This is a genomic window from Planomonospora algeriensis, assembly GCF_977012225.1.
Genome location: NZ_CDRNDK010000305.1, coordinates 1 through 8,027 on the forward strand (window position 1 = coordinate 1; position 8,027 = coordinate 8,027).

Here is an 8,027-nt window from a genome sequence, read left to right on the forward strand (position 1 = left end):
CGGCGTCGAGCGCGAGCCGCCGCCCGCTGGCCGCCGCGGCCTCCACGTAGACCGGCCCCGCCGTACCGAACCCCGCGGCGCCGGAGGCGGCGCCCGGGACCCAGCCCTGCCCGAGGCCCAGGCCGCCAGGCCCGGACCACGGGCGACGGCCTCCAGGCAGCCGCGTCCGCCGCATTCGCAGGCCGGCCCGTCCGGGTCGACCACGACGTGCCCGATGTGCCCGGCGTTGCCGCTGCCGCCGTCGATCAACCGGCCGCCGAGGATCAGCCCGCCGCCCACGCCCGTGGACACGACCATGCCCAGCATGTTGGCGCTGCCCCTGCCGGCCCCCCGCCAGTGCTCGGCGGCGGCCACGCAGACGGCGTCGTTGTGGATGCGGACCGGGACGCCGGGGAAGCGGGCGGCCAGCCGGTCGCGGAGCGGGAAAGCCCGCCAGCCGGGCATGTTGAGCGGTGAGACGGCCCCCTCGGGCCAGGTCATCGGACCGCCGCAGCCGATCCCCACCCCGTCGACCGGGACGGCGCCCACGACTGAGGCGATCAGCGCGTCGAGCGCCTTCCACAGGGTCTCGGCGTCGCCGCCGGGCGGGTCGCGACCCGCTCCGCCACCCGGACGTCCCCGTCGGAGCCGACCAGCGCGGCGGCGAACTTCGTCCCGCCGATGTCGACGGCAAGCACAGAACCCGGCATTCAGCGATCATACGGCTGGCCGGAGGGCGAGCGGGAGGAGAAGACCAGGAGGCTCGCGGTGAACCCGTGCACGTGGTTCTGGCCCCCGACCGGGCCGATCTCTCCCGCCGAGAAGAACCCGGCCACCCCGACGGGTCCCAGGATGTCGTTGACCGCCGTCGTGTCGTGGTCGGCGCTGCCGAACATGGCCGAGCCCCGGCCGTTGCACGCGAACAGCAGCGCGCCCTCCACCCTGCCGAACTCCTCGCGATGCGCGTCGAGCAGCTCGTAGAGGTCCTCGTCGGCGGTCGCCGCGTCGCGCACCTGGAAACGGACGGTGCGGCCGATGTCGACGACGTCCCCGATGGCCACGGCCTCGCGGTCGGGGTCGATGCCGAGCACGCCCCGGATCAGGAAGTCGCCGCGCTCGTGCCGCTCGGCGTACTCGTCGATGGCGATGCCGATCTGCAGCCCGGAGGCGACCAGGTCGCGGTCGTCCTCGTCCAGCGCGCTGACGATCTCCTCCAGCCGGGCCAGGGCGGGCTGCCCGGCGAGTTCGAGCAGCAGGTTGTCCTCCGTCCCGGTGACGGCCATGGACGGGCCGATCGGGCGGCAGCCCTGGCTGACCACGGTGCTGACGTTGACCTCGCCGCCGATCAGCACTCCGACGGCACCCTCGGTGTAGACCTTGCCGTCGGCGAAGAGCCGCACCGCGCCCCGGCCCTGCAGCGAGTTGGCCAGGCCGCCGATCAGCGGGAGGCCTCCGAGGACCTCCCCCGAACGCTCGACGAAGCCGTCCGTCGGAAAGCTGTACGGATCGGCGAACATGATCGCCACCCGGTCGTCCGGGGCGCGCTCGGGCAGGCCGACCACGACGAACTGCTCCTCCGTGCGGAGGCTGTCCAGGGCGAAGGTCGTCAGCCTGGCCCCGTCGAGGACGGCGGCCCAGGCGCTCACCGCCGGGTTGATCTCCACTCCCTGCCCGTCGCCGATCACCCCGGTGGCGCTGCAGCCGACCACCGAGGCGCCCGGGACCATGCTCATCGCGCGCAGCCCCGCGCGGGAGACGTCGTCGGGGTCGTCACCGCAGACGAAGAAACAGACCAGGTCCGGCGGCTTGTCCAGTCCGCGCAGGGCCTGGTTCACCGCGGATTCCGCCGCCGCGACCAGGTCGGAGCCCACGGCGAGACCATCGGCGAAGCGGCTCGTCAACAGCGCCACTCGTCTCGCCTCCCTCTCGTGTGCGAAGCCGTCCCGCCCGAAGTCCTCTCCGGACCGCCCCGGCTTCCCTTGAGCGATTCTCCCCACTGAAAGGACGGGCACGCGCGTCCGCCGCCACGCAATGCGGGAGACTCGCAATCAGGATGAGACTGCCGGTTTCGGCTCGGGAGACGTAGTCTCGATCCCGTGCCTCACATTCCAGAGCCACGGACTCTGCGCGAGCTTCGCGAGAGCGGCCATATCCACCGCACGGTGAAGGCGGAAATCCGCGAGAACCTCCTGGCCCGGCTCCGGTCCGGCCGGCCGCGGTTCCCCGGCATCGTGGGCTTCGACGACACGGTCCTGCCCCATCTGGAGCGGGCCCTGCTCGCCGGCCACGACCTGGTCCTGCTCGGTGAGCGCGGCCAGGGCAAGACCCGGCTCATCCGCACCGTCACCGGGCTGCTCGACGAGTGGACCCCGGTCGTCGACGGCTGCGAGATCAACGACCACCCCTACGCGCCCTCCTGCGTCCGCTGCCGCCGCCTGGCGGAGTCCGAGGGAGAGGGGCTCGCGGTCTCCTGGCGGCACCGCGACGAGCGCTACGGCGAGAAGCTCGCCACCCCCGACACCTCCGTCGGCGACCTGATCGGCGACGTCGACCCCATCAAGATCGCTGAAGGGCGCACCCTCGGTGATCCGGAGACCGTGCACTACGGCCTGGTGCCGCGGAGCAACCGGGGCGTCTTCTCCGTCAACGAGCTGCCCGACCTGGCCGAGCGGATCCAGGTGTCGCTGCTCAACGTGCTGGAGGAGCGCGACATCCAGGTCCGGGGATACAACCTCCGCCTGCCCCTGGACATCCTGCTGATCGCCAGCGCCAACCCCGAGGACTACACCAACCGCGGCCGGATCATCACCCCGTTGAAGGACCGCTTCGGCGCGGAGATCCGCACCCACTACCCGGCCTCCGTCGAGACCGAGCTGGTGCTCATCCGGCAGGAGGCGGCGCTCGACCACGTGGGGGCCGACCTGCCCGACCACCTGGTCGAGGTGATCGCCCGCTTCACCCGGCTGGTCCGGGAGTCCACCGCGGTGGACTCGCGCTCGGGGGTCTCGGCCCGCTTCTCCATCGCCGCGGCCGAGACCGCCGCCGCCTCCGCGCTGCGGCGGGCCGCCCTGACCGGAGAGGAGCGCGCGGTGACCCGGGTCGCCGACCTGCCGGACATCGTGCACACCCTCCGGGGCAAGGTGGAGTTCGAGGTCAGCGAGGAGGGCCGGGAGATCGAGGTCCTCACGCACCTGCTCCGCCGGGCCGTCGCCGAGACGTTCCGCGGCACGCTCGGCGGCGCGGACCTGTCGGCCCTGCTGGAGCGCTTCTCCGAGGGGGTCCAGGTCGAGTCCGGCCCCCTGGTGCCCGCCGCCGAGCTGCTGCAGCGGATCGGCCCGGTGAACGGCCTGGCCAAGATCATGTCCCGGCTCGGCATCGGCGACGAGTCCCCCGGCCACGCCGCGGCCGCCCTGGAGTTCGCCCTGGAGGGTCTCTACCTCCTGCGCCGGCTGTCCAAGGACGAGGTGGACGGCATCACGGTCTACCGCACCTAGCGGTGCCCGTGCCGCACTCCGGGAAGACCGAGGAGACCGCCATGCCCGACCGTTCCATGATCTCCGCCCCGCCCTCGCCCCGCCACCGGGCCGGGGGCGGGCGATGAGCTACCGCTACGGCGAATACCGGGACGGGCCCGACCCGCTCGCCCCGCCGTACGACGTGCGCGCCGCGCTCGACCAGATGGGCGACGCCATCCTGTCCGGCTCCAACCCCGGCCACGCCCTGCGCGACCTGCTCAAGCAGGGCCTGCCCGGCGCGCAGAACCGGCGCGGCCTGGACGACCTGCTCCGGGAGGTGCGCCGCCGCCGCCGGGAGCTGCGCGAACGCGGCCGGCTGGACGGGACGCTGGAGCGGGCCAGGGCGCTGCTGGACAAGGCGATCGGCCAGGAGCGGGCGGAGCTGTTCCCCGACCCGTCCGACGACGCCCGGTTCCGCGAGTCGGTGCTGGACGGCGTGCCGGACGACCCGGCGGGCGCCATCCAGTCGCTGGGCTCCTACGACTGGCGTTCGGCCGCGGCCCGGCGAACCTTCGGGGAACTGCGCGACCTGCTCCGCAGGGAGGTGCTCGACAGCCAGTTCCGGGGCATGCGGCAGGCGCTGGCCGACCCGGACCCGGCCGCGCTGGAGCGGGTCCGCGAGATGACGGCCGCGCTGAACGACATGCTCGACCGGGACGCGCGGGGCGAGCACACCCAGGATGATTTCGATGACTTCATATCGAAATACGGGGACATGTTCCCGGAGTCGCCGCGGAACCTGGAGGAGCTGGTCGACACCCTCGCCCGACGGGCCGCCGCGACCCAGCGCCTGCTGGCCTCGCTCGCCCCGGCCCAGCGGGAGGAGCTCGCGGGCCTGATCAACCAGACCCTGGAGCAGGCCGGGCTGGCCGACCAGATGCGCCGCCTGGGCGAGTCCCTCCGGTCCCGCCGCCCCGACCTGGCCTGGAACACCCCGGAGCGGCTCGGCGGCGACGAGCCCCTGGGCATGTCCGACGCGGTGACCGCGCTGGACGAGCTCGCCGACCTGACCCAGCTGGAGGCCGCGCTCCGCCAGGACTACCCCGGCGCCCGGCTGGACGACGTCGACGAGGCCGCGATCCGGCGCGCGCTCGGCCGCTCGGCGGTCGACGACCTGCGGGCGCTCCGGCAGATCGAACGCGAGCTGGAACAGCAGGGCTACCTGCAACGCCGGCGCGGCAGGCTGGAGCTCACCCCCAAGGCCGTCCGCCGCCTCGGCGAGACCGCCCTGCGCCGCGTCTTCGCCTCCCTGGAGTCGGGCCGCCGCGGCGACCACGACCAGGTCGACGCGGGCGCGGCCGGAGAGCTCACCGGTTCCACCCGGCCCTGGCGGTTCGGCGACGAGCAGCCCATCGACGTGGTCCGCACGGTCGTCAACGCCGTACGGCGCGGCGGAGGCCGCAGCGGGGACCACAGCGCCGACCGCAGCGCCGACCGCAGAGGCGCCGTGACCCTGTCGGTGGACGACTTCGAGGTGGCCGAGACCGAGCGGCGCACCGCGGCGGCCGTCTGCCTGCTGGTGGACCTGTCCTACTCCATGGCCCTGCGCGGCACCTGGGCGGCGGCCAAGCAGACCGCGATGGCCCTGCAGGCGCTGGTCAGCTCCAAATTTCCGCAGGACTCGGTGCAGATCGTCGGCTTCTCCAACTACGCCAGGGTCCTGCAGCCCGACGAGCTGGCCGGGCTGGAGTGGGACATGGTCCAGGGCACCAACCTGCACCACGCCCTGCTGATCGCGGGCCGCCACCTGGACCGCCACCCCGACTTCGAACCGGTCGTGCTCGTGGTCACCGACGGCGAACCCACCTCGCACCTGCGCCGGAACGGCACCTACGCCTTCGAGTGGCCGCCCACCCGCGAGACCCTGGAGCTGACGCTCGCCGAGGTCGACAAGATGACGCGGCGCCGGGCGACGCTCAACGTGTTCATGCTGGCCGAGGACGAACGGCTGAAGGAGTTCGTCGACGAGGTCGCCCGCCGCAACGGCGGCCGGGTCTTCTCCCCCAGCGCCGACCGCCTGGGCGAGTACGTCGTCAGCGACTTCCTGCGCACCCGCCGCGCCCGGTAGGCGGCGCACGGCCGGCCTCGGGCGATCAGGATCCGGCGAGGATCAGGCTCCGGCGAAGGCCGCGTAGTGGTCCAGCGCGAGGTCGAAGCCGTCGCTGTAGTGCCGGTAGGAGCGGTAGCAGGGACGCCAGGCCGTACTGTTGCCCACGCCCGCCCTGGCCTCGGCCACCGCGGCCGGGACCCGCTCGGGACGGAGCAGCAGCCCTCCGCCGAGGTAGCGGAACTCCGCCAGGACGGTGCAGGAACCGGGCCCGCCGGAGACGAACCGGCCCCAGCGCCAGCCGCTCTCCTCGTCCCACACCAGCGCGTCCTCGCCGGTCAGCCGGATCGTCCCGGCCCGCGGGTCGCACGGGCCCTCCCACCACGCCTCGGCCTGCGCGCCCAGCGCCTCGGCGACCAACCGCAGGTAGGAGACGGGCTGGTGCCGCCATTCATCGGTGTACGGCTCGACATGTCTTACGGTCACGACGGGCACTCCCTTGTGCCTTGTGCACGATCTGGATCTCGACGCCCGCCCGCCCGGCACGGCCCCGGCTCGACCGCCGACGGCACCTCACGCGGGAACGGGCTCCGGGGTGATCCTACTCACTCCACCGGTGTGCTCAGGGCGAGAACGGGAGGATTCACCCGCCCGCCCGGTCAAGAAGGAGTACGGCGCGCCCGGATCGCGGGGACCGGCCGAGCCGCGCCCCGGCGAGATCACCGGCGGCTAAGGTCGGTCCATGACAGATCTGCTGCTCTGGCTGCACATCGGTTTCGCGATCTTCACCCTGGGCCCGGTCGTCGCCGCGACCATGTCCACACCCCGGTTCATCCGCGCCCGGAACGTCGACGTCCTGCGCTACCTGCACAAGACGACGCGCGTCTACGCCATCGCCTCCGTCGGCGTCTTCCTGTTCGGCGTGCTGGTCGGCCTGGAGTATCTCGGCAGGCCGTACCTGTCGGTCTCCATGACGCTCTTCATCGTCTCCGCCGTGCTGCTGGTCGTCGTCGAGCGGGACCAGCGCGCCGCCCTGCGGGCCCTGACCAGTGAGGACCCGCAGGACGACGCCAAGGTGCAGACCGGCCGGATCGCCACCCTCTCCGGGCTGATCACCCTGATCTGGATGGTCGTCCTCGTGCTGATGGTCTGGGGCAGCCCCTGACCCCGCGGTGGGCGGCGGCTAGCCGAGGGCCTGGGTGAGGTCGGCGAGCAGGTCGTCGACCGTCTCGATGCCGACCGAGAGGCGGACCAGGTCTCCGGGGACCTCCAGCGGCGAGCCCGCGGCGGAGGCGTGGGTCATCCGGCCCGGGTGCTCGATCAGCGACTCCACGCCGCCCAGCGACTCGCCCAGGGTGAACAGCCTGGCCCGGTTGCAGACCTCGACCGCCTCCGCCTCGCCGCCGGCGACCCGGAAGGAGATCATGCCGCCGAAGCGCCTCATCTGCTTGGCCGCCACCTCGTGGCCGGGGTGCTCGGGCAGGCCCGGGTAGAGCACCGAGGTCACCCGCGGGTGCGCCAGCAGGAGGTCGACCACCCGCTCGGCGTTGTCGCAGTGGCGGTCCATCCGCACCGCGAGCGTCTTGAGGCCGCGCAGCGTCAGCCACGCGTCGAACGGCCCGGCCACCGCGCCCATCGCGTTCTGGTGGTAGGCGAGCCGCTCGCCCAGCTCGGCGTCCCGCGCGACGAGCGCGCCGCCGACCACGTCGGAGTGGCCGCCGACGTACTTGGTGGTGGAGTGCACCACGACGTCCGCGCCCAGCGCCAGCGGCTGCTGGAGGTACGGCGAGGCGAAGGTGTTGTCCACCACCAGCAGCGCGCCGCAGTCGTGCGCCAGCTGCGCCAGGGCGGCGATGTCGGCGATGCCGAGCAGCGGGTTGGTGGGTGTCTCCACCCAGATGACCCGGGTCTTCTGGGTGATGGCGGCGGCCACCGCGGCCAGGTCGCCCAGCGGCACCGGGTCGTAGTGCAGCCCCCAGTTCTCGTGCACCTTCGCGAACAGGCGGTAGGTGCCGCCGTAGGCGTCGTTCGGGATGATCACGTGGTCGCCGGGCCTGCAGACCGTACGGAGCAGGGTGTCCTCGGCCGCCAGGCCGGAGGCGAAGGCCAGGCCGCGGACGCCGCCCTCGACGGCGGCGATGGCCTCCTCCAGCGCGGTCCTGGTCGGGTTGGCCGACCTGCTGTACTCGTATCCGGAGCGCAGTCCCCCCACGCCGTCCTGCTTGTAGGTGGACACCGCGTAGATGGGCGGCACGACGGCCCCGGTCTGGGGGTCGGCCTCCTGACCGGCGTGGATGGCCAGGGTCTCGAATCCTTCACTCATACGGGCCACGCTACTCCGCCTCGCGCCCCGGAGGACCCGGCCCGGCGGTCTCCCGGCCACCGCGCTCCCCGGAGCGTCCGATGGCCTGCTACGCGGCCTGCGGCTCGCGGTCGTCCGGACGCCTCGGCCTGAACGGCACCACCTCGGCGCCCGCCGGCTGGCC

8 protein-coding genes are annotated in these 8,027 nt (G+C 73.2%); 3 read left to right on the plus strand and 5 right to left on the minus strand.

Annotation, left to right across the window (positions count from 1 at the left end):
* From ACWJ6R_RS25375 to ACWJ6R_RS25385, 3 genes are all read right to left on the minus strand, one after another.
* Positions 1–528 (minus strand): ROK family protein (locus ACWJ6R_RS25375; protein WP_449064639.1); only part of this gene is annotated, 528 nt, incomplete at its 3' end.
* An 11-nt stretch (positions 529–539) separates the two neighbouring features.
* On the minus strand, positions 540–689 hold the full coding sequence (locus ACWJ6R_RS25380) for a hypothetical protein (RefSeq protein WP_449064640.1): 150 nt from the start codon (positions 687–689) through the stop codon (positions 540–542).
* On the minus strand, positions 690–1,889 hold the full coding sequence (locus ACWJ6R_RS25385) for an FIST signal transduction protein (RefSeq protein ID WP_449064641.1): 1,200 nt from the start codon (positions 1,887–1,889) through the stop codon (positions 690–692). It lies immediately after the preceding gene.
* A 186-nt stretch (positions 1,890–2,075) separates the two neighbouring features.
* On the opposite strand from ACWJ6R_RS25385, the gene ACWJ6R_RS25390 reads away from it, so the two are divergent.
* Together ACWJ6R_RS25390 and ACWJ6R_RS25395 are read left to right on the plus strand one after the other, a co-directional pair.
* Positions 2,076–3,473 carry a sigma 54-interacting transcriptional regulator gene (locus tag ACWJ6R_RS25390; RefSeq protein ID WP_449064642.1) on the plus strand — a complete coding sequence of 466 codons (1,398 nt, stop codon included), beginning with the start codon at positions 2,076–2,078 and terminating at the stop codon, positions 3,471–3,473.
* A 103-nt stretch (positions 3,474–3,576) separates the two neighbouring features.
* Positions 3,577–5,562: a hypothetical protein gene (locus ACWJ6R_RS25395; protein ID WP_449064643.1), complete on the plus strand. Its 1,986-nt coding sequence runs from the start codon at positions 3,577–3,579 to the stop codon at positions 5,560–5,562.
* A 42-nt stretch (positions 5,563–5,604) separates the two neighbouring features.
* Here the strand turns inward: ACWJ6R_RS25395 and ACWJ6R_RS25400 are convergent, their stop codons facing one another.
* Positions 5,605–6,027, minus strand: a complete 423-nt coding sequence (locus tag ACWJ6R_RS25400; protein ID WP_449064644.1) for a DUF6292 family protein — start codon at positions 6,025–6,027, stop codon at positions 5,605–5,607.
* 256 nt (positions 6,028–6,283) lie between these two features.
* Between ACWJ6R_RS25400 and ACWJ6R_RS25405 the strand changes: the two genes are divergently transcribed.
* Entirely contained in the window at positions 6,284–6,706 is a 423-nt protein-coding gene (locus ACWJ6R_RS25405; protein WP_449064645.1) for a hypothetical protein, read from the plus strand.
* Positions 6,707–6,724: 18 nt separating this feature from the next.
* Here ACWJ6R_RS25405 and ACWJ6R_RS25410 read toward each other — a convergent pair whose 3' ends face one another.
* On the minus strand, positions 6,725–7,864 hold the full coding sequence (locus ACWJ6R_RS25410) for a cystathionine gamma-synthase (protein WP_189235574.1): 1,140 nt from the start codon (positions 7,862–7,864) through the stop codon (positions 6,725–6,727).
* Between the last annotated feature and the right edge of the window lie 163 nt (positions 7,865–8,027).